The organism is Novosphingobium profundi, assembly GCF_018491765.1.
Classification (GTDB): Bacteria; Pseudomonadota; Alphaproteobacteria; order Sphingomonadales; family Sphingomonadaceae; genus Novosphingobium; species Novosphingobium profundi.
In genome coordinates this window covers 293072-319120 of sequence record NZ_JABWCU010000005.1, presented here as the reverse complement: position 1 = coordinate 319120, position 26049 = coordinate 293072, and the positions used below count along the sequence as shown (strand labels likewise).

17 protein-coding genes are annotated in these 26049 nt (G+C 68.3%); 9 read left to right on the top strand and 8 right to left on the bottom strand.

The features are described from left to right. Positions 1–10: 10 nt before the first annotated feature. Positions 11–1552, bottom strand: a complete 1542-nt coding sequence (locus tag HT136_RS06595; RefSeq protein ID WP_214198767.1) for a sensor histidine kinase — start codon at positions 1550–1552, stop codon at positions 11–13. After that, positions 1552–2214 carry a response regulator gene (locus HT136_RS06590; protein WP_214198766.1) on the bottom strand — a complete coding sequence of 221 codons (663 nt, stop codon included), beginning with the start codon at positions 2212–2214 and terminating at the stop codon, positions 1552–1554. The genes HT136_RS06595 and HT136_RS06590 overlap by 1 nt, the downstream gene beginning before the upstream one ends. A gap of 341 nt (positions 2215–2555) precedes the next feature. On the opposite strand from HT136_RS06590, the gene HT136_RS06585 reads away from it, so the two are divergent. From HT136_RS06585 to HT136_RS06565, 5 genes are all read left to right on the top strand, one after another. Further along, entirely contained in the window at positions 2556–4913 is a 2358-nt protein-coding gene (locus tag HT136_RS06585) for a TonB-dependent receptor (RefSeq protein WP_214198765.1), read from the top strand. A gap of 24 nt (positions 4914–4937) precedes the next feature. Continuing rightward, positions 4938–6227, top strand: coding sequence for a M20/M25/M40 family metallo-hydrolase (locus tag HT136_RS06580; RefSeq protein ID WP_246543405.1), 1290 nt, complete (start codon positions 4938–4940; stop codon positions 6225–6227). Between the two features lie 219 nt (positions 6228–6446). Then, positions 6447–9227 carry a M14 family metallopeptidase gene (locus HT136_RS06575; protein ID WP_214198763.1) on the top strand — a complete coding sequence of 927 codons (2781 nt, stop codon included), beginning with the start codon at positions 6447–6449 and terminating at the stop codon, positions 9225–9227. Between the two features lie 80 nt (positions 9228–9307). Further along, positions 9308–10471 (top strand): glycosyltransferase family 4 protein, encoded by a 1164-nt coding sequence (locus HT136_RS06570; protein WP_214198762.1) that lies wholly within the window; start codon positions 9308–9310, stop codon positions 10469–10471. 230 nt (positions 10472–10701) lie between these two features. After that, positions 10702–11796: an MlaA family lipoprotein gene (locus tag HT136_RS06565; RefSeq protein WP_214198761.1), complete on the top strand. Its 1095-nt coding sequence runs from the start codon at positions 10702–10704 to the stop codon at positions 11794–11796. A 31-nt stretch (positions 11797–11827) separates the two neighbouring features. Here the strand turns inward: HT136_RS06565 and HT136_RS06560 are convergent, their stop codons facing one another. The 3 genes from HT136_RS06560 to HT136_RS06550 are packed head-to-tail and all read right to left on the bottom strand — an operon-like array spanning position 11828 to position 16889. Continuing rightward, positions 11828–15049: an amidohydrolase family protein gene (locus tag HT136_RS06560; protein WP_214198760.1), complete on the bottom strand. Its 3222-nt coding sequence runs from the start codon at positions 15047–15049 to the stop codon at positions 11828–11830. Beyond that, a complete protein-coding gene (locus tag HT136_RS06555) occupies positions 15046–16227 on the bottom strand; it encodes a PepSY-associated TM helix domain-containing protein (RefSeq protein ID WP_214198759.1) in 1182 nt (393 codons plus the stop codon). Before HT136_RS06555 ends, HT136_RS06560 begins: the two co-directional genes overlap by 4 nt. 17 nt (positions 16228–16244) lie before the next feature. Next, positions 16245–16889 carry an FMN-binding negative transcriptional regulator gene (locus tag HT136_RS06550; RefSeq protein WP_214198758.1) on the bottom strand — a complete coding sequence of 215 codons (645 nt, stop codon included), beginning with the start codon at positions 16887–16889 and terminating at the stop codon, positions 16245–16247. A 190-nt stretch (positions 16890–17079) separates the two neighbouring features. Between HT136_RS06550 and pdxR the strand changes: the two genes are divergently transcribed. The 4 genes from pdxR to HT136_RS06530 all read left to right on the top strand — a co-directional run bounded on the left by pdxR (position 17080) and on the right by HT136_RS06530 (position 22748). Next, positions 17080–18543, top strand: coding sequence for a MocR-like pyridoxine biosynthesis transcription factor PdxR (pdxR, locus tag HT136_RS06545; RefSeq protein WP_214198757.1), 1464 nt, complete (start codon positions 17080–17082; stop codon positions 18541–18543). Positions 18544–18772: 229 nt separating this feature from the next. Beyond that, positions 18773–20926, top strand: a complete 2154-nt coding sequence (locus HT136_RS06540; protein WP_246543404.1) for a TonB-dependent receptor — start codon at positions 18773–18775, stop codon at positions 20924–20926. Between the two features lie 84 nt (positions 20927–21010). Continuing rightward, positions 21011–21964, top strand: a complete 954-nt coding sequence (locus HT136_RS06535; RefSeq protein WP_214198755.1) for an alpha/beta hydrolase — start codon at positions 21011–21013, stop codon at positions 21962–21964. A 109-nt stretch (positions 21965–22073) separates the two neighbouring features. Further along, positions 22074–22748 carry a hypothetical protein gene (locus HT136_RS06530; protein ID WP_214198754.1) on the top strand — a complete coding sequence of 225 codons (675 nt, stop codon included), beginning with the start codon at positions 22074–22076 and terminating at the stop codon, positions 22746–22748. A gap of 21 nt (positions 22749–22769) precedes the next feature. Here the strand turns inward: HT136_RS06530 and HT136_RS06525 are convergent, their stop codons facing one another. From HT136_RS06525 to HT136_RS06515, 3 genes are read right to left on the bottom strand one after another with little or no spacing between them, the layout of a single operon-like run. After that, entirely contained in the window at positions 22770–23060 is a 291-nt protein-coding gene (locus HT136_RS06525) for a hypothetical protein (protein ID WP_214198753.1), read from the bottom strand. Beyond that, positions 23044–23415 (bottom strand): response regulator, encoded by a 372-nt coding sequence (locus HT136_RS06520; protein WP_214198752.1) that lies wholly within the window; start codon positions 23413–23415, stop codon positions 23044–23046. The genes HT136_RS06525 and HT136_RS06520 overlap by 17 nt, the downstream gene beginning before the upstream one ends. Continuing rightward, entirely contained in the window at positions 23412–25949 is a 2538-nt protein-coding gene (locus HT136_RS06515; RefSeq protein ID WP_214198751.1) for an ATP-binding protein, read from the bottom strand. The genes HT136_RS06520 and HT136_RS06515 overlap by 4 nt, the downstream gene beginning before the upstream one ends. Positions 25950–26049 lie beyond the last annotated feature (100 nt).

The window sequence follows — 26049 nt, the reverse complement described above, 5'->3', positions numbered from 1 at the left end:
GGGCTGGCTGTCAGCAAGCTGTCACGAAGAGCATGCGCTCCGCCAGTTGCGCCGTCCCAGGCGCGTGGACTCGCGCTTCGCGAAAAACGATGATCGCGCACGTCCCACGCCCGCCCGCCCCGGCCTCGAGACGCACCGACGCGCCCATCCGTTCGGCCAGAGCGCGCACGATCGAGAGGCCAAGACCGCTTCCGGGCGGCGTGCTTTCCGCCCGGCCCCGGTAGAAGCGCTCGAACACGCGCTCGCGCTCGCCGGGTGCGATACCCGGGCCCTCGTCCTCCACCTCGATGCGGGGCGCTCCTGCGTGCGACAGCACCCGCACGGTCACGCGGCCTCCGGGTCGGTTATAGCGCACCGCATTGTCGAACAGGTTCGCGATCATCTCGCCCGCCAGGATCGGGTGGCCGAGCGCCAGGAGCGGGCCTTCGTGCGCCAGTTCGAAGCCGACGTCGAGGCTCTCGAGGCCCGGCTGCTCGAGGCGCGCGGCGATGAGATCGCCCGCGACGGAGCCAAGATCGAAGTGCGCGTCGGCGGCGATCACCTGTTCTTCGGTGCGCGCCAGCGTGATCAACTGGAGCAGCAGCCGCTCGAGCGAGGTGACCGCATTGGCGATGTCCTCGAGCGCGGCTGCGCCCCGCTCGGACGCCGCGCCGTAGCGTTCGAGCACGTCGAGGTGCACGCGCACGATGGCCAGCGGCGTGCGCATCTGATGCGAGGCGTTGGCGGTGAAGTGGCGCAGCGAATCGAGCGCCCGCTCGGTGCGGGCAAGAAGCGCGTTGAAAGAGCCGGCCAGCAGCAACGCCTCGCGTGGCGCCCGCTCCTCGAGCGCGAGGCGAAAGGTGGGTGGGGGATCGCGCCGGGCGGTCTCGATCTGGCCGGTCAGCGAGACGAAGGGGCGCAAGCCCCAGGTGATCGCCCAGTAGAACAGCAGCACCGCGGTCATCGCGATCAGCACGCCCGCGCCGAGCACGCGCAGGAAGTAGGTTTCCATGTAAGCTCGGCGGTCGTCGACATAGTCCGCCACTTGCACCACCACTACGTGCCCATTGCGCTGCAACTGGCGGATCTCGGTGGCGACGCGCACCGGCTTGCCGCGCAAGGTGCCGTCGCGAAGGTAAGCCGGCTGCAGCACACCGATCGCATCGGCGGGATCGACGTAGCCGGCGATCAAGGGCGTGTTGCGGTAGGTGCGCGGAAAGCTCGCCGCCGCGAAGCGCTGCGCGAGGCGACCGCTATGGGGATCGTAATGGCCGGGCGGAGCAAGCAGGGGATCGCCGGCCACCAGCCGGTTTCCCTCCCAGATGCTGTAGTGGGTGATCGGCGCGGACCGGCGCTGAAGCAGGTGGACCGCAAGCGGCATCAGTTCGTCGCGCAGCTCGTCCCTGGCATCGACCGCGCGGCTGATCAGCCGCACCGAACCGATCAGGATGCGGTCCGAAGTCGTCGCGGTCGACTGCGCGATCATCCAGCAGGTGATGCCCCCGAAGGTGATCGCCAGCCCGAGGAGCGGCACCATGACCGCGACGGTCAGGCGCGAACGCAACGAGGCCATCAGGCTTCGAGCATATAGCCGAGCCCCCGGATGGTGCGGATCGTCGGCCCGTCGGGCGTGAGCTTGCGGCGCAGACGACCGACGTAGACCTCGAGCGCATTGGGCGCGACCGCATCGGCGAAATTGAAGACCTCGCAGGCGAGACGCTGCCGGGTTACGACCTTGCCGGGCCGTCCCATCAGCGTTTCGAGCACGGCCAGTTCGCGCCGGCGCAAGTCGAGCACCGAGCGCTTGAGTTCCACCACGCGTGTCGACCTGTCGAGGCTGAGATCGCCCACCCGCAGCACCGGATCCGCCGTCCCCTGGCTGCGCCGGATGAGGGCGCGCAGACGGGATTCCAGTTCGCGCGGGTGGAACGGCTTGGCGAGGTAGTCGTCGGCACCGCGGTCGAGACCGGCGATGCGGTCGGACAGGGCGTCGCGGGCGGTCAGGATCAGCACCGGGGTGGCGTCGCCCCCTCGCCGCAGTTCCTGGAGCACTTCGAGCCCGTCGATGTCGGGAAGGCCGAGATCGAGTACCACGACGTTGAACGTCTCGGTGCCCAGCGCATCGAGCGCCTCTTCGCCGCTGTTCACGACGTCGACGGCAAATCCGGCTGCGCTCATCGATGCATCCATGCCGCGCGCCAGTCGCGCGTCGTCTTCCACGATCAGTATCCGCACCCGCTGTTCCCCTCACAGTCGCGTTACGGCACCCCCTGCCCCCTGCTTCTCTGCTTGTCGTTCCGAGCCGGTCAGGATTGGCCTGCCGTGTAATTTCCTTTTGCCCGAAACGGCACTGTGTGAACGCAACCTGTCATGAACCTGTCGCGGATCGCAAGATTATTTTTAAACCCCGCCCCGTGCGGTGACAGCTTGATGACAGGTGGTCGCCGTCAGCCTTGCTCGTGTCGGGAGGGGAAACCTCGACAACGATCCGGGCCCGGCTCCCGGCGTGGGCAGACCGCCGAAGCAACGGCGGCGCGGCGCGGGAGCGAAGGTCGGCTGCACTAGGGGGCAATCTCATGGCCACGAACTTCGGTCGCGCTGCATTCTTGTTATCGGTATCCCTGCTCGCCCTGCCGATGGGCGCGGAGGCCCAGGACGCAATGGCTCCGGCCGCTGCACCGGCGGACACCGCGCAAGGCGGTGGCGACGACATCATCGTCACGGCGCTGCGCCGCTCGACCCGCGTCCAGGAAACACCCGTCGCGATCACCGCGCTTTCGGAGAAATCGCTCCAGAGCCTGGGCGCGACCGGGATCGCCGACGTCGTGCGCCAGGTGCCCGGCCTCAACCTGATCGCGGGCGAATCGGGCCGCACCCGCATCTCGATCCGCGGCATCCAGACCGCGGGCGAGAGTACTGTGGGCCTGTATTACGGCGAAACGCCGCTGACCGGCCCCTCGGGCACCAGTTCCGACCCTTCGGGCGTGACGCCAAACCTCAATCTCTTCGACGTGGAACGCGTCGAGGTCCTGCGTGGACCGCAGGGCACGCTCTACGGCTCGGGCTCGATGGGCGGCACCTTGCGCGTCATCTTCAAGAAGCCTGACCTTGCCGAATACGAAGGCGCCACCGAACTGGGCGGCGAAGCGGTCGAGCACGGGGAATTCGGCTACTCGATGAAGGGCGTGGTCAATGTACCGCTGTTCGAGAACGTGCTCGGCGCGCGGCTGGTGCTCTACCGCCAGCAGAACCCGGGCTATGTCGACGATGCGACGATCTCGAAGAAGAACCTCAACCGTTCGGTGCTCGAAGGCGCACGTTTCCAGCTCGGCTTCGAGCCGACCGACACGCTCGCGATGAACTTCATGACGATCGTGCAGACGCAGAAGTTCGACGGCACCTCGCAGTGGGCGCCCAGCGTGGGCAAGTTCCAGTCCGAACAGAAGATCGCCTCGCCCGCCTACGACAAGCTCCAGCTCTACGCGCTCGAGACCAAGTGGGAGACCCCGATCGGCACGCTCGCGCTCAACAACTCGTTCTACCGCTGGGACGTGCGCCAGACCAACGACAACTCGGACAACTACGCCAGCATCGCGGCCTCCAACCGCTACTGCGGCCTATACCAGAACACTTATGCGGGATCGCTTCTGCAGGGCACGAGCGCGGGCGCCTCGACCGATTCGAGCACCTGCGCGAGCGATGCCGGCGGGTACACCTCGGCGCAGCTCCAGGCCGACTACCAGACCTGGGCCGCCGCGCAGCAGCCGATCGGCAACTACCAACCCCGCTTCGTGCGCAACTACGTCAACGAACTGCGCCTGAGCTCGAACGGCAGTGGCCCGCTGGGCTACACGCTTGGCCTGTTCCGCGAGGACCGCAACGACCGGGTCGACACGATGGTCTTCGCGGGCGTTCCCGCGACCGGCGAGCCGCAGAGCCCGGTGATCGACCTCGGCTCGCGCTACGTCACCGACGAGGTCAAGCAGACCGCGATCTACGGCGAGGTAAGCTACCGCCTGTTCGAACCGCTGACGCTGACCGCGGGCCTGCGCTACTACGACTACAAGAAGACCGTGGGCGGCGCGAACCTGGGCTACAACTACTTCAACGGCCAGGAACCCACCGATTACCGCGAGGTCTCGGCCAACGCGAACGGGTTCATCCAGAAGTACAACCTCGATTTCAAGGTCGCCCCCGACATCATGTTCTACGCCACCGCCTCGCAGGGCTTCCGCCCCGGCGGCGCGAACCTGACCCCGGGCATTCCCGAATCGGCGCAGACTTACGCGGCGGACTCGCTGTGGAACTACGAGGCCGGCTTCAAGACGCAGTGGTTCGACCGCAAGCTGACCTTCAACATCGATGCTTACCGCATCGACTGGAACAACCTGCAGACCTCGGTGCGCGCGACGTATGGCAACTTCTCCTACATCGGCAACGTGGGTTCGGCGCGGATCGAGGGCGTCGAGGCCGAAGCCAGCGTCCGGCCGGTCATGGGCCTCAACCTCAACGGCAGCTTCCACTACCTCTACCCGCGCCTCACCGCCGACCAGGTCAGCGCCGAAGTCTCCGCATCGGGCCTGAAGGGCGACATCCTGCCGCTGATCCCGCGCATCACCGCAAGCGCGGGCGCCGAGTACAGCTTCCCGGCCTTCCAGGATTTCAACGGCCTCTTGCGCGCGGACTGGACCTACACCGGCAAGATGACCTCGCAGATCCGCCCGACCAACAGCAACTACCGCGAATTCGGCAAGTACAGCCTGGTCAACCTGCGCGCGGGCGTGGAAAGCGAGCGCCTCGGGGTCTTCCTCTATGTGCGCAACCTGTTCAACACGGTGGGCGTGAACAGCATCTCGAGCGCGACGGGCGTCGCCGACTACTGGGCGACCACCGCGCCGCGCACGCTGGGCGCCACGCTCTACAGCAACTTCTGATCCAGGGGACTTGATACCATGCGAATGACACTGTTGGCCGCCACGGCCGCCCTCGCGCTGGCCGCCACGGGCACGCTGACCGCCACCGGCGCGCGAGCCGCCACCTCCGAGGACCAGGCTGCCGCCACGCTGTTGAAGGGCGCCAAGTTCGCCAAGGCAAAGGAATCCCTGAAAGGCGACTACGACCGCATCATCCAGGACATCATCACCCTCACCGAGATCGAGGCTCCGCCGTTCAAGGAGGATGCCCGCGGCGCGGCCTACATGGCGATGCTCAAGGCCGAGGGCCTCAGCGATGTCGAACGCGACGAGGTCGGCAACGTGATGGGCCTGCGCAAGGGCACCGGGGGCGGTCCGCTCATCGTCGTCACCGCGCACCTCGACACGGTGTTCCCCGGCGGCACCAACGTGAAAGTGCGGCGCGAGGGCGACAAGCTCTATGCACCGGGCATCGGCGACGACACCTCCAGCCTGCCGGTCCTGCTCGCCTTCATCCGCGCAATGAACCGGGCCGGCTACACGACAAAGGCCGACATCCTGTTCATGGGCAATGTCGGCGAGGAAGGCCCCGGAGACTTGCGCGGCAGCCGCTACCTGTTCCAGAAGGGCAAGTACAAGGACGCCATCAAATACTTCATCTCGTTCGAGCCGGGTGAAGCGGGCCGGGTGACCAACGCAGGCACCGGATCGCGCCGCTACAAGGTCACCTTCAAGGGTCCCGGTGGCCACTCGTTCGGCGCCTTCGGGCTCGTCAACCCGGCCTACGCCATGGCCAACGCAATGGTCGACTTCGCCACGATCCAGGCCCCGGCCCAACCCAAGACGACCTACAACGTGGGCATTCTCGAGGGCGGGACCTCGGTCAATTCGATCCCCTTCGCCACCGCCATGACGATCGACATGCGCTCGAACGGCAAGGCCGAACTCGCGGCCGAGGAGAAACAGTTCCTCGCCATGCTCCAGCCCGCCGTCGACAAGGAGAACGCCGCCCGCTCGACCGCCAACGGCAAGATCACCTACGATGCGCAGCTCATCGGCGACCGCCCCGTCGGCAATACCCCCGAGAGCGCGCATATCGTCGAGGTCGCCACGGCCGTGGTGCGCCAGAGCGGGCTCGAACCGCGCCTCGGCGCCGGATCGACCGACAGCAACATCCCCATGAGCCTGGGCATAGAGGCGGTCACGCTGGGCTCCGGCTTCGAGACCTTCCGCGCCCATTCGCTCGACGAAGGGCTCACCATGAACCCGCCGCAAGACCTCGCCAACATGGCGACCGGCCTTGCCACCGTTCTGACCCTCGCCGAGGCGCGCTGACCTTATATCAAGCTGCAGTGATGCTGACGCATCAACAGCTTGAAACGCTCAAGCGCCGCGCGGGCTTGAGCAACCTGCGATGAGTCAAGCTCAACGCCGGTTGGTATTGGCCCCCGGTTCACCCGACCCATCCTGGCGGGCAGGCCCGACCCCGGCCTGCCCTCCCTTTTTCCCATCCCATTCGACCACGCCGCCGCGGCGGCCGACAGGAGCTGACCGATGACCCTTCGCCCTCTGCTGCTTGCCGCCACCTGCCTTGCGCTTCCGCTCGGTGCCACCCCGGTCGCGGCCGAGGACGCACCTGCCACCAGCGCCGCGATCACGCCGCCCGAAAAGATGGTGGGCGGCACGGTCGGCGCGGACTACTTCCTCGCCGACTACACGCGCATTTCCGCCTGGCTCCAGCAGGTGGCCAGGGAAAGCGACCGCATCAAGCTGGTCTCGATCGGCAAGACCGCCGAGGGGCGCGAGCAGTACATGGCCGTCGTCTCCTCGCCCGAGAACATCCGCGACCTGGAGAAGTACCGCGCGATCGCGCAGAAGCTAGCGCTCGCCAAGGGGCTCGACGACGAGGCCGCCCACGCGCTCGCCGCCGAAGGGCGCGCGATGGTATGGATGGACGCCGGACTCCACGCCAGCGAAGTCGTCAACGCGCAGAGCCACGTCCAGATCATCCACGAGATGCTCACCCGCAACGATCCCGAGACACTGCGCCTGCTGGGCGACGACATCATGCTCTTCGTCTTCGCCAATCCCGACGGGCTCGAACTCGTCGCCGACTGGTACATGGCTGATCCCCGCAAGCGCACCACGGACTCGATCCCGGTGCTCTACCAGAAGTACATCGGCCACGATAACAACCGCGACAGCTTCGCCTCGACCCAGCCCGAGACGACCAACATGAACCGCGCGGGCTATCGCGAGTGGTTCCCCCAGATCCTCTACAACCAGCACCAGACCGGCCCGCTGGGCGCGGTGGTGTTCATCCCGCCTTTCCGCGACCCCTACAACTTCAACAACGAGCCGCTCGTCATCAACCAGACCGACGTGGTCGGGCAGATGATGCACGCCCGGCTCGTCGCCAAGGGCATGGGCGGCTCGGCCATGCGCTCGGCCGCACCCTATTCGACCTGGTTCAACGGCGGCATCCGCACCATCGGCTACTTCCACAACCAGATCGGCATCCTCACCGAGATCATCGGCAACCCGACCCCGCTCAAGATCCCGCTGGTGCCCGAGAACCAGCTTCCCCGGCAGGACGAGGTGCTCCCGATCGCGCCGCAGGAATGGCATTTCCAGCAGTCGCTCGACTACGTGAAGGAGATGGACCGCGCGATCCTCGACTACGCCTCGCGCTACCGCGAGACGATCCAGTACAACCGCTATGTGATGGGCCGCAACGAGATCGCCAAGGGCAGCACCGACGCCTGGGTCGTCACCCCCAAGCGGCTCGAGGCGGTCCGCGAAGCTGCGAAGACAATGCCCCCGCCGGGCCCCGAGGAGACCGCCGGAACCTTCAGCTGGGGAACCGAGAAGATCGTGCCCGCCAGTCTCTACGAAAGCGTGCTCCACGCCCCCGACACGCGCGCGCCGCGCGCCTACATCCTGCCCGCCGACGCTCAGCAGGACATGCCGACTACCGTGCGCTTCGTGAACGCGCTGATCAAGACCGGCATCGAGGTGCAGCAGGCGCCCGCCGCCTTCACCTTCGCGGGCAAGAGCTATCCCGCGGGCAGCTACGTGGTGCGCACCGATCAGGCCTTCCGCCCGCACGTGCTCGACATGTTCGAGCCGCAGGATCACCCGCAGGACTTCGCATATGAAGGCGGCCCGCCGATCAAGCCCTACGACGTCACCGGCTATACGCTGGCGCTGCAGATGAACGTCGCCTTCGATCGCGTGCTCGACGCGCCGCCGCCCGCCTTCCCGCTCGTGGGCGAGGTAATCGCCGCCCCGCCGCCGGGCCGCGTTGTGGGCGACGGCAAGGCGGGCTGGATCGTCGACCACGGCGTCAACACCAGCTTCACGCTCACCAACCGCCTGCTCAAGGCGGGCCTGCCGGTGTTCTGGCTGAAGGAGGGCGCAAGCGTCGCGGGCCGTACGCTCGCGCCGGGCGCGCTGTGGATCCCGGCCTCGGCCAAGGCCGCCGCCATCGTCGCGGCCGGTGTCGGCCCGCTCGGCCTCGACGCCTATGCGCAGGAGGCCAGGCCCTCGGGCACGGCGATCGCGATCAAGCCGGTGAAGATCGGCCTCGTCGACGTCTACGGCGGTTCGATGGCCTCGGGCTGGACGCGCTGGATCTTCGAGCAATACGAATTCCCCTACGAGCTGGTCTATCCCCAGGCGCTCGACAAGGGCGGCCTTGCCGCGAAGTACGACGCGCTGGTGTTCCAGAGCGACGTCCTCGGCCGCGAAGGCGGACCCTCGCGCCCCCAGCCCGAAGCCGCGACGATCCCCGCCGCCTACCGGCCGATGCTGGGCACGATCACGCCCGAGAAGACCTTCCCGCAAGTCGCCGCCTTCGCGAGGGCCGGCGGCACGGTCATCGCCGTGGGCAACGCCACGCGCATGGGCGAGGCGCTGGGCGTGCCGGTCACCAACCTGCTTGCGCCCAAGGGGCCCGACGGCAAGGTGCAGAAGGTCTCCGCGAACAGCTTCTACGTCCCCGGATCGATCCTGAGCGCAAAAGTCGACAGCACCGATCCGCTCGCCTTCGGCGTCGCACCCCGGGTCAACCTGTTCTACAACAACAACCCGGTCTTCCGCCCCGACGACGCCTCGGTGCACGCGGTCAGCTGGTTCGACCGCGACGACCCGCTCGTCTCGGGCTGGGCCTGGGGCCAGAAGCGGCTGAATGGCGGGGCCGGCATCGTCGAGAGCGGCCTCGGCAAGGGCCACGTCTATCTCATGGCCCCCGAGGTGACGCAGCGCGGCCAGCCCTTCGCCACCTTCAAGTTCCTCTTCAACGGCGTGCTGCTGGCGGGTTCGGATGCGCCGTAGGTCCTGCGGCGGCGCTTGACGCCGCGGATGCGAGCGGGAAAAGAGGCACCTCGCCCCACGCGCAAAGGTGCCTCGCCCCCGTGAAGATCCTGATGGTCAGCAACTTCCACGAGGCGCACGGTGGGGGGATCGAGCGCGTCGCGGGGCAACTGTGCCGGGTCTTCGCAAAAGCCGGGCACGCGGTCACCTGGGCGGCCTGCGCGCAAGCCGGGGCAGCCGGCGCCAACGAACCGGACAAGGCGCCCTACCGCACCCTCGCCCTCGACTGCGCCAACCCGCTCGAGCGGATCAACGGCCTGCCCCTTCTGCTCCCCTCGCCGCGCGCGCTCGCGCGGCTGCGCGCCGAAGTTCGTGCCGCGGACCTCGTGGTGATCCACGATTCGCTCTACCTCACCTCGATCGCCGCGCTGATCTTCGCGCGGCGCGCGCACGTACCCGAGGTGCTGATCCAGCACATCTCCGCGATCCCCTTCCAGAGCGCGGCCCTGCGCGCGCTGATGCGCCTTGCCAACACCCTCGTCACCCGCCCGATGCTGCGCGCCGCGCGCACGCTCGTCTTCATCAGCGCGAGCGTGCGCGAAGACCTCCTTGGCCCTCGCCCTGCACGCCAGTCGCAGCTGCTTTTCAACGGGGTCGACACCGCGCTCTTCCACCCCTTCGCCCCGGACGAGCGCGCCGAACGGATGGCGCACGTGCGCGCCGCGCACGGGTTGCCCGGTGATCGCCCGCTCGCGCTCTTCGCCGGCCGGCTGGTCGAGAAGAAAGGGCTCCCGGTGCTGCGGGCGTTGGCCAGGCTTCGCCCGGACGTCACTTTCGCGCTGGCCGGGACCGGCCCGCTCGACCCTGCGCAATGGGGCCTCGCCAACGTCCACCCGCTCGGCGCGCTCGACCGCGCCACGCTGGCCGCGCTCTACCGCAGCGCCGATGCCCTCGTCCTGCCCAGCGTCGGCGAAGGCTTCCCGCTCGTCGTGCAGGAAGCGATGGCGAGCGGCCTAGCGGTCCTGTGCAACGAACATAGCGCACGCGCTGACCCGGACGCCGCCCGCTGGATCCACGGCATCGAGATCGACCCCGCCGAACCCGAGGCCTCCGCCCGGCGCTGCGCACAGGCGCTCGGCGTCCTGCTCGCCGACCCGCCCGACACCACCGCCATGGTGGCGCACGCCCGGGCCGCCTACGACTGGGAGGCGATGGGTGCGGCGATCCTCGAGGCCGCGCGCCAGGGGACCTGCCAAGAGAACTGATTGCGCGAGGGAATTCCGGTCGCACTCCAAGGCTCGGTTCGTCGCACGAGAGGGGTTGCGAAGTCTCGCGCGATTGACGAAACTGGCTTTGTTGCATAGCGGCATTGGAGAATGCCCGTCAGGTCGCGATCCACCCCCTCGATCCCCGCTCGAGCCCGCGGCCGATGCACGGTGCACTCAGCAAGGCCGGCCCATGCGCGCCGCGCGCACTGTCTGACAAGGACGATGGAATGAGTCTGACGGCCGCTGCTGTCGCATTGATGATCGGGACCGCCAGCCCGGACGCCGCCCTTGCCCAGGCACCGCAAAGCGCCGAAACGGCGCAGGCTCCCGCACCGGCATCCCCCCTTCCCGACGTGGCACCGCCCGCCTCGGTCGACGCCGCTCCGGCCGAGCCGCTGTTGCTCGAGCCCGATCCCTCGGTCGTGCCCGACCCCGGCACCGGCGACGACAGTCCGCCCGAAACGGTCGGCGGCGAGATCATCGTCATGCGCCGCTCACCCCCGCCGCCGGGCGATCCGCTCGAACGCATCAACGAACAATCGTTCTCGATCGTCCAGGGCGTCGACAAGGCGCTCGTCGAGCCGGTCGCCAAGGTCTACAACAAGGGCCTGCCGCGCCCGGTCCGCCAGGGCCTGCGCAACGTCTTCACGAACCTGGGCGAACCGGTGGTGTTCCTCGCCTTCATGCTCGAGCTCAAGCCGGGCAAGGCCTTCGAGACCGCCGGGCGCTTCCTCGTCAACACCACGCTTGGCCTTGCCGGTCTGATCGACGTCGCCAAGCGCGAGCCGTTCAACCTGCCCTACCGCGCCAACGGCCTTGCCAACGTGCTGGGCTACTACGGCGTTGGCCCCGGTCCGTTCATGTACCTGCCGATCATCGGGCCGACGACGGTGCGCGATCTCATCGGCGATACGGTGGACAACCTCGTCTCGCCTGCGCTGCTCGGCAAGCCCTTCACCAAGCCCGAAGTCGCGATCCCGATGATCGTGCTCAACCAGCTCGGCGAGCGCGCGGCCTTCGACGACGAGATCGGCCGCATCCGCGAGCAGGACAACCCTTACGCGACCTACCGCGAGCTCTACTTGCGCCAGCGCAAGGCCGAGATCGAGGCGCTCCACGGCCGCATCCTGCCCGATGTCGTGCCGGTCTACGGGCCGACGATGCCCACTGCGCGAAAGACGAAGGACGCGCCCGCCGAGGACGCAGCCCAGCCGCCCGAAACCGACACATCCACGAGCGAAGTCGCCCCCGTGGCTCCCGCGACCACGCCGACTGCCGTCGAACCCGCCCTGCAGGCCGAGCCCGAGCCCGCCCAGCCCTGAGCCTGCGCGGACGACAGCCCGGGCACCCGCCTCAATCCGGCAGGTGCCCCGGCATCGGGGTCGCCAGCCAGTTCTCGCTGCCCTTGCCTTCGAACCAGGCGTGGGGCGCCGACCCGGCCACCGGCCAGAGCGCGCGCAAGGTGGTGCCCTCGTAGAGAAAGCCGCCGCGCATCACCGAGGCGATCCGCCGCGCGTTGCGGATGTCGGCGCGCGGGTCGGCGTCGAGCACGAGCAGGTCGGCGAGCTTGCCCGGCTCGAGCGTGCCAAGGTCGGCCAGCCGTCCGATCGTCTCGGCCGAACCTGCGGTCGCGGCGTGGAGCACCGCCGGCGCGCTCATGCCGCCCAGCACGTGCGCCTCCATTTCCCAGTGGTAGCCGATCCCGGGCATTTCGCCGTGCGAGCCCATGCCCACCAGCACCCCCGCCTCGGCCAGCCGCGCAAGGTCGCGCGCGATGACGGGAAAGCGTTCCTGCGCCAGCGGCACGAACGACCGGCTCGGCTCCAGCCGCTGGCGCAGCGCGTTGCCGGGCCAGAAGCGCCGCAGCTTGTCGTCCACCACCGGATCCTCGTGCGCGACGAACCAGTCGGTCGCGGGCGAACCCGAATTGGTGATCGAAAGCGTGGTGTCGTAGCTCGTGCGCATCGCCTTCAACACCGCGATCAGATCATCGCCGAGCGGCGGGGCGGGCAAGGCGTGTTCGTTGCCCGCGTAGCCATCGAGGATCTGCGTGAGGTCGAGCTTGAGCGCAAGCGCCCCCTCGGTGGTGGGCAGGAGATGCTGCTCGCGCGCGGCGATCGCCAGCCACTGGCGCACCTCGCGGTCGCCGGTGCGGTATTCCTTGAGATTGGACAGGCGATAGCCATCCGAATAGCGCGCGAGGACCCGGCGCGCGTCGTCCGGCGAGGCGATGCGCACCTTGGAGAAGACCGCCGGCCCCGTGGAGCGCAGGCGCGGCGACAGCATCAGCCCGGCATCGACCAGTCCCTCGTAGCCGATGTGGTCGATGCTGAGCGTCGAGGGGTCGAAGCTGGTAGTCACGCCATAGGCAAGGCGCGCGCGCAGGCCCCATTGCTCGCTTGACCAGTTGGTGCGGCGGATCTCGCCGATATGGTCATGGACGTCGATAAAGCCAGGCAGGATCGTCTTGCCGGTGACGTCGCGCACGGTGGTCCCCTCGGGCACCTCGAGCGTTCCGGCCGGACCGATCGCGGCGATCCGATCCCCGGTGACAAGCACGTCGGCGTTCTCGATCACGCGGTCGTCATCGGCCATCGTCAGCACCCGCGCGCCGTGGAGCAGGAGCGAGCCTCGCGGCACCGCGCGCGGCAGACGGGCGACGAGGCGCATCGCCTCGTGCCCGGTGGCACCGCTGGTGTCGTAGCGGGTCCACCCGGTGCCCAGCGTCGCGTCGAGCTGCCCGGGGGCGCTCCATTCGAACCAGTCCGCACCCGAACCCGGCAGGACCCGTGCCGGACTGTCCTTCGCAAGCACGTCGAGCGTCGTGGTCGGATCGGCCGGGCGCGGCAGGACGTAGAGGCGATCGCCGATGCTGGCCGCGATCGACCGACCATCGGGGCTGATGCGCATGGCATCGACCGGCGAATTGCCCTCGACGAAATAGTAGGACGGGCCCGTCACTTGCGCCACCGGGTCGACGCGCCCGGTGCCAAGGTTCACCCGCACCAGTCCCTGCCCGCTGAAGAGGTAGGCGGTGTCCGCCTCACCCGTGAATTGCGCGCGCCCCCCGAAACGTCCATGCGCGATGACCCGCGCCGCGCCGCTCGCAGGATCGATCGCGACCAGATCGCTGGCCCGCAAGGGTCCGTATTCGAAGAAGTTCTGCCGCCGCTCGTCGATGGAAGAGCGCAGCGCGAGGATGTGCGCGCCGTCGGGCGTATAGACCGGATCGCGGTAGTAGGCGGGAAGCGCGGGAAGCTTGCGCGCCGCTTCGCCGTCACTGCGCGCCGTCCACAGGGCGCCGCCCTCGGCCTCGGACCAGGTCGCGAAGACCAACCCTTGCCCATCGGGTCGCCAGGCGGGCTGCATCGGCAGGTCGAGATCGATCGGCAGGCGGTGCGCGGCGCTTTCCCCCAGCGTCTGGATCCACAGGCCACCGAGCGCCGCAAAGGCGACCCGCGTCCCGTCGGGCGAGGTTGCCGGATCCATCGCCAGCTTCGACACGACCGGTCCCGTCTCCTCGCGGATCGAGAACCGCGTCGAGGGCGCAAGCGCGATCCGCGCGTCGATCATGCGGGGGAGCAGCTTGGCCCCGCCGCCATCGGTCGGCTGGCGCTCGAAGTGGCCGTCGCGGCTCAACACAAGCGCCGCGCCATCGGGCGTGAAGGCCATGCCCGGCACCATGCCTTGCCACGAGGAGGCCTGCATCGCATCGAGCTGCGTTTCACCGAGCGGTCGGTCCTCGCCCGTTGCAAGGTCGCGCAGGCGCAGCATCGACTTGCCCTCGCGGCGCGTGACATAGGCGAGATGGCGCCCATCACCCGCAATGCGCGGCGCAAAATAGGCGTCTTCTTGCGTGCCGCGCCCCGAGGGCCCTGCGATCACCTCCTGCTCGGTCCCGCTGGCCAGATCGCGGCGCAGGATCGTCCAGCGCGTGGGCACGTCGAACTCGAGCCCGCCCACCCGGCGCGCGTAGTAGAGCCAGCGCCCATCCGCCGAGGCCGAGGCGTCGAGCGTCGAGCGCCAGGCCTCGCGCGGGGCCTCGGCCGAAGGCTTGACCGGCACCACGAGTTCGCCCGCACCCTCGCGCGGGAAGCGCCAGAGTTCGTAATTGTTGAGGTCAGGCCGGAAGCGGCTGGCGAAGACCGACGTGCCGTCCGCGCTCCAGGTGGGTGAGACCAGCACCGTCTCGTCGTCGAACCTCGAGACGACCCGCGCGCCCGTCCCGTCGGCGCGCGCGATCCAGACGTTCTCCGAGCCGTTCCGGTCGCTGGTGAAGGTGATCCACCGCCCGTCGGGGGAAAAACGCGGCTGGCTGTCGAAGGCGAGGCCTTCGCTGAGCTGGCGCGCCTTCCCGCCGCTGGCCGGCATCGTGTAGAGGTCGCCCAGCACGTCGAACACGATCGTCTTGCCGTCGGGCGCGACGTCGAGCGAGGACCAGGTCGTGCGATCGGGGTGCACCTCGATCACGCGCTCGGGGGTGATCGGCAATTGCGCCTGCGCCGTCGCGGCCCCCAGCCCGGCCCAAAGTCCGACACCTGCAAGGAGAACCCCGCGCCCGATCACTTTCCTCACGTCATGCTCCCCTCGGGCCTGCCCCTCGGACCTGCCTTGCGCCGCCGGCGTTGCCGGAGACGGCCCGGCCGCTTCTTCCACCACAGGTAGATCCCCGTCACGCACATCGCGAAGACGACCAGCCCCAGCAGGAACACCGCGATCTCGCTCGCCACCCCTGCGACATGGCCGCTGTGGACGGGATAGAGCCAGCGGTACATCGCCAGGTTGGCATTGCCGTGATAGGGATCGTCGACTTCGACGAGACGGCCGCTCGCAGCCTCGAAATAGAGGTAGATCGGCCCGAGATCATCGTAGGACAGGGTCCCGCTCTCGGTCAGCGTCACGCCGATCCGCCCGTGATTTAAATCGTTGATGACGCTCGCGGGTCGCCAGTGCCCGCGAAGCCCCTGCTCCACCTCCCGCGCGGCCGCGACCGCCTTCGGGAAATCGAGCGGCCCTGTCGCCGGACTGGCGGGCAGCGGCTGCGCACGCTCGGGCACGAGGCGCTCGACCAGCGGGCCATAACCCTCGGAAAAGAAATTGAGGCAGACCGAGGTCAACGCCAGCAAGGTCAGCGGAAGCAGCAGCCACAAGCCCGAAGCGCGGTGGAAATCGAGCATCTGGCGCGCGAACACGCTCTTGAAGCTGAAGCGCCAGCTGCGCTTCCACTGCGCCCAGAAGGCTCCGCGTTCGGGCAAGGTCAGATAGACGCCGACGAGATTGCCGATCAGCCAGACGAGCGCCATCGCCCCCATGAACCAGCGCCCGCCCGTTCCCATCAGCAGCGTGTAATGGACATCGTGAAGCAGTTCGGCGGCCCCGCGCCGGGTGAAGGCGGCCCGGGTCGAGCGCGTGCCGGCCAGTGCCCCGGTGGTCCGGTCGAGGAAGACCTGGTCCACGCCGGCCGCGCCCTCACCCGCCTCGACTTTTACCGGAATGCGCGCATCGGCGGCGACCGTCAGCGGGAAGGAGCGCACGGCGAACTCGGGATGGGTGCGGACGAACGCGGCAACGAGCGGCGCCACCGACGGCGCGGTGGGCGCACGTTCCTGCGCGAAGAGATCGGCGTTGAGCCATCGGTCGAGCGGGTGCATCTGCACGAGCAGCGATCCGGTCAACGCCGCGAAGCCGAGGAAAACGAGAATGGCAAGGCCCGAATAGCGGTGCACCGCCATCCAGAATTCGCGCCCCGTCATCGCTTCTCGTCCCTTCCTCAAGTCGCGTTCCCGTGCTCCGTCCGCCCCATATCCGGTGCGAGGCGGTCCGCGTTGAGCGCGCGCATCCACGTGCGCAGCGCCGGATCGGGGTGAGCCTCGACGAGGTTTGCCAGCACCGCGTCATCCTCATCCTGCGCCAGCTTGAACGTCGCGTCGAGCGCGGTGACCGTCATCTCGAAGCCGATCACCGCCTCGAGCATGCCGGTGTAGCGGCTCCCGAGTTCCTCGCTCGTCCAGGGCGCGCCGCGCCCCTTCTCGCACTGATCGACCAGCTGCGCGATCGCGGGTCCGGTCAGCGCCGCATCGAAGCGCACCTGCGCCTCGATGCGCAGCGCGGCGTAGTTCCAGGTCGGCCCCCAGTTGCGCCGCCCGGCGTGCTCGGGCGAAACGTAGCCCTGAGGCCCCGTGAACAGGACCTGGACGCGGGGGTCTTGCGAGAGCCGGGCCAAGAGTTCGCGGCGGCGGACCATGTGGCCGACGAGGCCCGTCAACCGGCCATCGGCGTCGTAGGATCCGAGCAGTGGCAGCAGCGTCGCCGTCTCGATCGGCGCGCCCGGCGCCAGGACCCAGGCCATGGGGTAATCCGCGATCAGGCGGCGCAGATCCTCGGCGCCGTATCGGGCGAACTTGGGGTTGAGCATGGCACGTTCCTGCAGGCCGGGCCTGCGCGCAAGGGATGGGACCGGCCCCCTTCGTCTTCCACGAGAGGTGCCGGATCGAGAGTGACAGGATTGCGGCGAGATGGACCCTAGACAAGAACCAATTGACGTTAATACCATGGTCCAAGACATTTCGCGCCCCACTCCACTTTCCCGATACAGGACACCGCCCATGCTTCGCCCCTGGCAGATCTCGCTCGGAGAACGAATCGATGCCGGACGCGAAGCGCCGATGTACATGCAGATCGTCCACGCGCTCATCCGCGACATCGAGACCGGGCGGCTGCCTTCGGGCACCTTCCTGCCGAGCAGCCGTGACCTTGCCGCGGCGCTCGGGGTCAACCGCAAGACCGTGGTGCTCGCCTACGAGGACCTGATCGCGCAAGGCTGGCTTTCGACCGAAGGCACGCGCGGCACCGTCGTCTCGCGCGCCCTGCCCAAGTCGCCGACACCTGCGCCCAGCGCGGCCATGCCCGCCCTGCTCGACGACGAGCCGCAGTACCGCTTCACGCCGCCGCCCGCGCGGCCGTTGGCGCTGCCTGGCGGTGCCGGGATCAAGCTCGACGAAGGGGCGCCCGATGGTCGCCTGTTCCCCGCCGACCAGCTCGCGCGCGCCTATCGCGCGGCGGTCCAGCGCGCCTCGCGCGGGAACCGCCTGCAATACCGCGACCCGCGCGGGACCGAGCGGCTACGCGAACAGATTGCCGAGATGCTGCGCTCGCAGCGCGGGCTCCCGTTCACTTGCGACAACATCTGCATCACGCGGGGCAGCCAGAACGGCCTGTTCCTCGCGCTGCAGGTGCTGATCCGCCCGGGCGACGCGGTGATCGTCGAGGAACTGACTTACGAACCTGCCGTCGCCGCGATCCGTGCCCTCGGCGGGGTGGTGATCCCGGTCGGGCTCGACGAGGAAGGGATCGACGTCGCCGAAATGGTTGCCGCGTGCCGGCGCCATGCGGTGCGCGCGGTGTTCCTCACGCCGCACCACCAGTTCCCGACAACGGTCGCGCTGCGCCCCGAACGTCGCCTCCAGGTGCTCGACGTCGCGCGTCAGTTCGGCGTCGCCATCATCGAGGACGACTACGACCACGAGTTCCACTTCCAGTCGCAGCCGCTCTTGCCCATGGCCGGTTACGCGCCGGGACAGGTGATCTATCTCGGCTCGATGTCCAAGCTGCTCCTGCCCGCGCTGCGCATCGGCTATCTCGCCGCGCCCGAGCCGGTGATCGCCGCGATTGCGCACCGCGTCTCGCTGACCGACGGCATGGGCAACACCGTGACCGAGGAGACCTGCGCCGACCTCATCGAGAGCGGCGAGGTGCGCCGCCACGCGCGCAAGGCCTGGCGGGTCTACGCCGAACGTCGCAGCGCCTTTGCCGCGCTGCTCGAGGAGGAACTGGCCGGCGCGGCGCAGTTCACCCTGCCCGATGGCGGTCTCGCCTTCTGGGTCCGCTTCGCTGGTGACCTCGACGCGATCGAGGAGCGCGCGCGTGCGGCGGGCTTGCGCTTTGCCAGCCACCGCTCCTTCATGAGCCGCGAAAGCGCGCAGAAGGGCCTTCGTCTCGGCTTCGCCAGCCTCGATGCGAGCGAGGCGCGCCGGGCCATCGCCACGCTCGCGGCCGCCGTGCACGGATAGCTCCCGCTTGAACGCAGGCGATATGCCCCGACCGGCCGGTCCGGAGGGCACCGGGTCGACGGGCGCCCCGCCGAACGAGAGGCACTTGGCCCCCCAGAACGTCGCAAACTGGATGTTTCGCATGGACTAGTGCTTGTCCAGTCTGCGTGCCATGACGGGACTCCGGGGGGAGACACCCGGCGCTGCAGCCGTTTGCACCACAGGGGGTGCCCAGATGAGGGATCAAACCATGCCGACCACTTCCACGCGCACGCTGGGCCAGCTTGGCGACGCCAGCCGGATCGGGCTCGCCGCCATTCTTGCGTTCGGCGCCGCGCCAGCCTTTGCGCAAGAGACGAAGAGCGCGCAGGACATCGTCGTCACCGCCCAGCGCGAGAACGCCACCCATGTCGAGAACGGCGGCTCGGCGGGCGTGTTGGGGACCAAGGCGGCCGAAGACCTGCCCTTCAACCTGCGCAGCTTCGACGAGACGCTGATCCTCAACCAGCAGCCCCGTTCGCTCGGCGAAGTGCTCGAGAACGACCCCACGGTGCGCACCACCTACGGCTACGGCAACGCGGCCGAGAGCTTCGTGATCCGCGGCTTCGAGCTCTACGGCGACGACGTCGGCCTCAACGGCCTCTACGGCATCACCCCGCGCCAGCTGATCGCGCCCGAGCTGTTCGAACAGGTGCAGGTGCTCAACGGGTCTTCGGCCTTCCTCAACGGCGCGGCGCCCGGCGGCTCGGGTCTTGGCGGCAGCGTCAACCTGCTCCTCAAGCACGCGGGCAACGAAGACCTCAACCGCGTAACCCTGGGCTACACCTCGGATTCGCACTTTGGCGGCAGTTTCGACGTCGCGCGCCGTTTCGGCGACTTCGGCGTGCGCATCAACGGCAACTACCAGGATGGCCAGACCGGCATCGACCGCGAGGACCGCAAGACGCAGGTCCTGGGTGTCGGGCTCGACTGGAACTCGGGCCCCGTGCGCCTGAGCCTCGATGTCGCCTACCAGAAGATGCGCGTCGACCACTTGCGCCCCAAGCTGACGCTCTACACCAGCGAACTGCCCGAGATTCCCTCGTCGAGCTACAACTTCGCGCAAGACTACACCTACACCGACCTGCGCGACCTGTTCGGCGTTTTCAACGCGGAATACGACTTCGCCCCCAACGCGACCGTATGGTTCAAGGCGGGCGCACGCGATGGCTCCGAGCAAGGCATCTATGGCGGTTTCCGCCTCGATGACGCCGAGACCGGCGATGGCCACCTGACCGCGCTCTACGTGCCGCGCACCGACAACAACGAAGCGGTCGAGACCGGCGCGCGCGTCAAGCTGGGCAGCGAGGTGACGCAGGAAATCGTGTTCGGCGCCAACGCCAGCTGGCAGGTCAACCGCAACGCCTACGATTTCCGCTACGGCACCGACACCAGTTATGCCGGCGTGCCGGCCAACTACTACGATGTCGAGCAGATCGACCTGCCTGCCTCGCTGCTGGTGGGCGGCGATCTCGACGATCCCTACCCGATCTCGAAGATCTCCACGTTCTCGGCCTTCGCCTCGGACACCGTGGGCCTGTGGGACGAGCGCATCCTCGTAACCGGCGGCCTGCGCCTGCAAAAGCTGGAGACGAAGAGCTATTCGGCCTATGGCGGCGCCTTCACCGGATCGCAGGAACTCGACAAGATCACGCCCGTGATCGGTGTCGTGGTCAAGCCGGTGGACGGGCTCTCGCTCTACGCCAACCGCATCGAATCGCTCCAGCAGGGCCCGACCGCGGGCTTCGGCGCAACCAATTACGGCGACGTGTTCCCGCCCTATGTCTCGACCCAGTACGAGGTAGGCGGCAAGGTCAAGGTCGGGCCGATGTTCGCGAGCCTCGCCTGGTACCAGATCGACAAGCCCTACGGTTACACCGACGCCGACACGCTGGTCTACGCGATCAACGGCACGCAGCGAAACCAGGGCGTGGAATTCACCTTGAACGGCGAGATCGTGCCGGGCCTGCGCCTGATTTCGGGCGTCAGCCACGTCGACACCACGCTGCGCGATTCGACCGACGCGCTGGCCGGGACCACCCCCAAGGGCGTGCCCGACTGGACCGCGAACGCCAATCTGGAATGGGACACCCCGCTCCCCGGCTTCACTCTCACCGGCCGCGTGACCTACACCGGCGAGCAGTGGGTGGACGCCGCCAACACGCTGAAGCTGCCGAGCTGGACGATCTTCAACGCCGGCGCGCGCTATGTCTTCGCGGCGGGCGAGGTGCCGGTCACCTTGCGCTTCAACGTCGATAACATCGCCGACAAGGCCTACTGGGCCTCGGCCTTCGACAGCTTCTCCTCGGCCGTCCTGCAGGGCCAGCCGCGTACCTTCAAGGCGTCGGTCTCCGCCGACTTCTGATCGATCCCTGCGCACGCGGAGCGAGGCCGGCCGGCCCGGTCGGATTCGCTCCGCGTGTGCTGCCAGCAAGGACCCGCTTTGCCGATGACCCAACCCGTATTTCCCGACGACGACGTCGATCCCGAAGTGCGCGACTGGCTTTCGCGCATGTTCGCCGCCTCGCGCAGGTTGGGCGCGGGTCCGGGGATCGATGTCGTGGAGTTGCGCGCCATCTGCGAGCGCCAGCGCGAGCCCTGGCGCAGCGGCGGGCCGGTCATGCACGCCAGCGAAGACCTGCGGATCGGCCCCGATGCCATCCGCGTGCGCATTCACCGGCCCAGTGCCGATCCGGCGCTGCCGGTGCTGGTCTACCTCCACGGTGGGGGTTGGTCGCTGTTCTCGATCGACACGCACGACCGGCTGATGCGCGAATACGCCGCACGCGCGGGAGTGGCGGTGCTCGGGGTCGACTACCGCCTCGCGCCCGAACACCCCTTCCCCGCCGCGCTCGAAGACGTCGCCGCGGTTCTCGACTGGCTCGACGCCGAGGGCCCCGCGCATGGTCTCGATCCGGCGCGCCTCGCGATTGGCGGCGACAGTGCGGGCGCCAACCTGACCCTGTCCGCGACGTTGATGCGCCGCGATGCCGGCAAGGTCCTGCCGCGCGCACTGCTGCTCAACTACGGCGCCTTCGACCGCGCCCAGCGCCCGAGCTACGCGCGCTATGGCGATGGCGAGCGCTACATGCTGACCGCACCCGAGATGGCCGCGTTCTGGGACACCTATCTCGGCCCTGCGCCCAGCCGCGATCCGCTCGCCATTCCCATGCTCGCCGACCTCTCCGGCCTGCCCCCGGCCTGGCTATGCGTGGCGAGATGCGACGTCCTGCTCGACGAGAACCTCGCGATGGCGCGAAAGCTGGAAGAGGCAGGCACCCGTGTCGAAACGCGCGTCTACGAAGGTGCGACGCACAGCTTCCTGGAAGCCGTCGCGATGTCCTCGCTGGCCGAGACGGCGATCGCACAGGCGAGCGACTGGCTCGCCCACGAACTGGGCTGATCGCCCGTCCCTTTCGCCTTTCGGATAGCGCGCGCATCACGCCGCGCACCACGCAGGCACCTGTGCCATCCTCGGCGCCAGATCAGCGAAGAGCCAAGGAGAAGCCGACGTGGGTGAATTCGTTTCCGGACGCATCCGGTACCTCAGCAAGGGTGTGGAAACCGGGCGCGAATGGTTCGAGATGATCGACCATGGCGCAGGTGGGCGCACGCTGCGCGCGCTGTGCGAAATGGACGAGTTCGGCCTCACCCGCGACGTCTCGATGTTGCTCGCCCCCGATGGGCGCCCGCGCGACGCCTTCTGCCGGGTGATGCGCCACGAGGAACGCGCGGGCACGACGTTGTTCCTGTGCGACGAGGACGGGGTGGAATGCGAAGGCGAGATCGCCGCGCTGGGTCGCCTCTCGCAGCGCAAGCCCGTTGCCGGCGGCACGCCCTACCTCGGCCTCCATCCGCTGGTGGGCGACGCCTTGGTTGCCCTCGCGCGCGGAACCGACGCGGTGGGCACCTACTGCACCGTTCACGGGATTGCCAATTCGGTCTCGGCCAATGGCGACGAAGGGCTCCACGCCATGCCCACCGCGATCGACGTTGCCTATTGCGGCAAGGAGACCGTGACGGTTCCCGCCGGCACGTTCGCCACCTCGCGCTACGCGCTGCGCTGGCATCCCGAATGGGAGCCTGCGGACTTGTGGGTACACGGGCCCGAGGCGCTGTTCATCCGCATGGACTGGGGCATGATCGCGGCGTCCTACGAACTCGTCGAGCTCCGCCGGGGGCGCTGAGCCCGTCCCCGCGCGGGCGGTTCAGGCCTTGAGATAACCGTCGATGGCCGCGATCAGCTCGGCGTGACTGCGCGCACGAGCCCCGGCGTCCCCGTCCGCGTCGAGCAGGCCGCGCTCATAGGCCTGCGCCTTGCTGCAGACCTCGTCGGCCCCGAGCGTACCGGCAAGCCCCGCCATGCGGTGGACCAGCATGATCGTATCCTCGCCCGAAAGCGCCCCCGAGGCCAGCGCCGCGCGCTCCTCGGCGAGGCGCACCAGGAAACGCGCGCGCACCGCCGCAAGGCGGTCGACACCCTCAGGCCCGTTCGACATGCGCGCGCACCTGCGAGGCGAGGTTCATCGGGTCGAAGGGCTTGGCGATCACGCCGAGCGCCCCCAGGCCGATCAGCCGCTCCTTTTCCTTTTCCTCGGCCCGCGCCGTGAAATAGACGATCGGGAAGCGGTCCCCGAAACGCTCGACGATCGCCCGATGGGTCGAGGGACCGTCCATCTGGGGCATCATCAGGTCGAGCAGGATGAGATCGGGCTCCCAGCTCTCGAGCAGGACCAGCGCCTCAGCGCCAGACCCGCAGGCGCGCACCTCCAGGTCGGGATCGAGTTCAAGCGACATGACCGCGACTTCGCGCAAATCCGGCTCGTCGTCGACGTACAGCACGCGCATGTTCATGAAATCGGCTCCTGCTGGCGGGGCTTGGCGACCAGGGCCTCGACGGTCGCGACGAGGTCGCTGATCGGGGTCCTGGCCTTGGTGAGATAAGCTTCGACACGGTCCGCCACTTCGGGATCGGCGTCCTGGGCGGAAAAGATCACGACCGGCACCGGCCCGTTGCCCGCGCTGGTAAGGTCGGGCAACAGCGAAGTTCCATTGCCGTCGGCCAGCTCGAGATCAAGCACGGCAAGGTCAAAGCGGTGCTCGGCCAAGGCGCGCCGCGCGGCTTCGAGCGAATTCGCGGAAATGACCACCGCCCGCCCTTCGAGCGCCGCGTCGATCACCTTGACCACGTCGGGGTCGTCCTCGACGTGCAGGACCGAGGGCAAGGCCCCGCCCTGCCCGTCGGCGGCGGCGGTCACGCTGCTGATCAACCGGCCCACGTCGACCGGCTTGCGCAGCCAGTCGAGCACGACCGCCGCATCCCCGTCGAGTTCGCTTTCGCCCGGCTGCGCGCCGATGGCGAGGATCTGGGTGCGGGCGTTGACCGAAGTCTCGCGGACCGCCCGGATCATCGCAATGCCGCCGCCATCGGGCAGCCCCATGTCGACGACCACACCGTCAAAGCGTTCGTGGCGGGCGATTTCCTTGACCGCCTCGAGGTCGTGCACCAGCCGCACGCCATAGCCCGCGCTGCGCAAGGCTCCGGTGAACGTCGTCGCCGCGCCGTTGCCGCAGACCAGCAGGGTCGGCGAGGACGACGCCCGCGTGAGATCGGCCTTGGGGGCATTGGCGGCCGGGAGCCGCACGCGGAAGGTCGTCCCCTCGCCGGGCTGGGTGACAAAGTCGACCTCGCCGTCGAGCCGGCGCACGATCTCGCGCACGATGCTGAGGCCAAGGCCGGTGCCGCCGCGCTGGCGGGTGTCGGACGAATCGGCCTGCGCGAACTTCGTGAAGACCCGGCTCTGGAACTCCTCGGGAATGCCCGGCCCCCGGTCGGTGACCGAGACGAGGTAACCGATCGTCTGGCTTCCATCGGTAAGGGTTTCGATCCCGAGCGTGACCGCGGCGCCGCGCGGGGAGAACTTGATCGCGTTCGAAAGCAGGTTATCGAAGACCTGACCGAGGCGATCCTGGTCGGCCGACACCATCGCCGGCCCCGGAGCGCTGCCCTTGGCGCGTTCGACCCTCACGCCGTATTCGCTCGCGTAGCTGTCGATCGCCTCCATGGCGTTGCCGATCGCCGCGTCGAGATCGATCAGGCGCATCGTGAAGGGCATGCGCCCGGCTTCCATCTTCTCGATGTCGAGGATGTCGTTGATCAGGCGCACGAGGCGATTGGCATTGCCGTGCGCGATCTCGACCAACCGGCCGGCGCGCTCGTCCATGCCCTTGGCGCTGGCCCGCAGCAGGCCCAGCGAGCCGGCGATCGAGGTCAACGGGGTGCGCAGTTCGTGGCTCACGGTTGAGACGAATTCGGACTTCATCTGCTCGATGCGCTGGCGCTCGGTGACGTCGCGCAGCACCGCGACGTAGCGCTCGCCTTCGCTGAGCTGGGTGCGCGAGATCGAGACCTCGATCGGAAAGACCGAGCCATCGCGGCGGATCGCCTCGTAGACTTGCGATTTGCCAGGCCCATCGTCGGGCAGATCGAGGCCCTTGAGCGCTTGCGCCACGCGCCCCACTGCCGGACTGTTGGCGAAGAGCATGCCCATGTCGCGCCGCTCGAGCTGCGTGGCTTCGTAGCCGAACATGCGCTCGACCGCCGGATTGACGCTTTCCATGCTGCCGCTGGGATTGATCATGATGATCCCGTCCATCGCCCCCTCGAGGATCGCCTTGCGACGCGAGGAGAGGTCCTGGAGCGAGATCAGCACCTTGTCGCGGCTCGCGCTGGTGCTCTGTAGCGCTATCCAGGCCACCATGAGCAAAATCGCGAGCACGACCAGCAGGGTGATGCTCATGGTGTGCTGCGTGTCGAGCGCCTGGGTCGCGCGCGCTGTCGCCTCGGCAAGATCGGCCGACTGGAGGCGCTCGAGATCGGCGATATTAGCGCGAATGCCGTCCATCAGCCGCTTGCCGTTGCCCGCCGAGATCATCGCGTCGGCCCGCGCCTCGTCATTCGCGCGGCGCGCGTCGATGGTCGCTTGCGCGAACAGGCGCTTCTGGCGCGAAAGCTCGGAAATGCTCTCGACCAGCCCGCGTTCCTGCCCCGAATCGAGGAAGGCGCGGCGCAAGGCCGGCTCGATGCGGCCAAGGTCGGCAAAGGCCCTGTGGTAAGGCTCGAGAAACGTTTCCTTGCCTGTGATCACGTAGCCGCGCGAGCCGGTCTCGATGTCCTGGTGCGCGGACAGAACCGACTGGATCAGCGCCCGGCGATCCTGCGCGGCGAGCTCCTCGACACGCAGTTCCTCGGAGAGCCGCGCCTCGCTCGAGAGCAGCGTGCCGATCCCGGCCATGACCAGCAGCGCCAGCGCGACACCGCCGATCGCGATGCGCCGCCGCCAGTTCTCGACCTTGATACGTGTACGAATACCTCGGGCTTCTTCCATCAGCGACCTTGCCAGATTCTTGAAATTTCGGAATGAAGCCGCGAACGGCTCGCAGCCTACAAACCTTATAGGTAGCTCCACGTTGCTTATCGCAAGCAGG

Excerpts from the sequence above, each read along its gene's own strand:
- HT136_RS06525 (WP_214198753.1), bottom strand. The coding sequence starts at position 23,060 with ATGTCGAACGGGCCTGAGGGTGTCGACCGCCTTGCGGCGGTGCGCGCG.
- HT136_RS06575 (WP_214198763.1), top strand. The coding sequence starts at position 6,447 with ATGACCCTTCGCCCTCTGCTGCTTGCCGCCACCTGCCTTGCGCTTCCG.
- HT136_RS06550 (WP_214198758.1), bottom strand. The coding sequence starts at position 16,889 with ATGCTCAACCCCAAGTTCGCCCGATACGGCGCCGAGGATCTGCGCCGC.
- HT136_RS06515 (WP_214198751.1), bottom strand. The coding sequence starts at position 25,949 with ATGGAAGAAGCCCGAGGTATTCGTACACGTATCAAGGTCGAGAACTGG.
- pdxR (WP_214198757.1), top strand. The coding sequence starts at position 17,080 with ATGCTTCGCCCCTGGCAGATCTCGCTCGGAGAACGAATCGATGCCGGA.
- HT136_RS06595 (WP_214198767.1), bottom strand. The coding sequence starts at position 1,552 with ATGGCCTCGTTGCGTTCGCGCCTGACCGTCGCGGTCATGGTGCCGCTC.
- HT136_RS06565 (WP_214198761.1), top strand. The coding sequence starts at position 10,702 with ATGAGTCTGACGGCCGCTGCTGTCGCATTGATGATCGGGACCGCCAGC.
- HT136_RS06520 (WP_214198752.1), bottom strand. The coding sequence starts at position 23,415 with ATGAACATGCGCGTGCTGTACGTCGACGACGAGCCGGATTTGCGCGAA.
- HT136_RS06540 (WP_246543404.1), top strand. The coding sequence starts at position 18,773 with ATGCCGACCACTTCCACGCGCACGCTGGGCCAGCTTGGCGACGCCAGC.
- HT136_RS06580 (WP_246543405.1), top strand. The coding sequence starts at position 4,938 with ATGACACTGTTGGCCGCCACGGCCGCCCTCGCGCTGGCCGCCACGGGC.
- HT136_RS06555 (WP_214198759.1), bottom strand. The coding sequence starts at position 16,227 with ATGACGGGGCGCGAATTCTGGATGGCGGTGCACCGCTATTCGGGCCTT.
- HT136_RS06535 (WP_214198755.1), top strand. The coding sequence starts at position 21,011 with ATGACCCAACCCGTATTTCCCGACGACGACGTCGATCCCGAAGTGCGC.
- HT136_RS06585 (WP_214198765.1), top strand. The coding sequence starts at position 2,556 with ATGGCCACGAACTTCGGTCGCGCTGCATTCTTGTTATCGGTATCCCTG.